The sequence below is a fragment of the Flavobacterium zhairuonense genome (genome assembly GCF_004352915.1).
Lineage (GTDB): Bacteria > Bacteroidota > Bacteroidia > Flavobacteriales > Flavobacteriaceae > Flavobacterium > Flavobacterium zhairuonense.
The window spans coordinates 1-524 of sequence record NZ_SJSY01000026.1 but is presented as its reverse complement, the minus strand read 5'-3'; the positions used below and the strand labels follow the sequence as shown (position 1 = coordinate 524).

Here is a 524-nt window from a genome sequence, read left to right as displayed (position 1 = left end):
TTTAAACTGTCTTTTGACGTAAGCGTTTCGTGTTCATGTTTTTTGGTTTCAGAAGTTTTTTCAGTTGAAATTTTTTCTTCTTTTTTAGAAGAATTACACATTGAACATGAAAAAGCAATCAAGAAAATAAGAATATAATTTTTAGTTTTCATAAAACTTAAGGTTTAGATTTTTTTGGTTTCCCAAACTAAAGATAAATAATATAAACCACCAATTGATGGTCCGCCAAGAATTGAAGTATAGGTTTTATTCAAGACATTTGTACCGCCCAATTTTGTTGTGATTCCTGATTTTTTGAAATAATAATTAACCTGAGCGTCCATCGTCCAATAAGCAGGAACGGTTCCGCTGACTAAGAAAGAAACATAGTCGAAATTATTTTGATAACGTGCACTTACGCTTGCACCAAGATTTTTCCAGATATTTTGGGCAATCAGCGTTCCGTTTACATTAAATTCGGGTGTATTGAAACCGTCTTCCAAACCATCTTTGTCATCAGTTCTGTCAAGTTTTGTATATGTAAG

1 pseudogene is annotated in these 524 nt (G+C 32.3%); it reads right to left on the bottom strand.

Annotated elements, in window-relative coordinates:
• Positions 1 to 164: 164 nt before the first annotated feature.
• Positions 165 to 524 (bottom strand): annotated as a pseudogene (locus tag EYY60_RS00030) (TonB-dependent receptor); the annotation flags it as partial.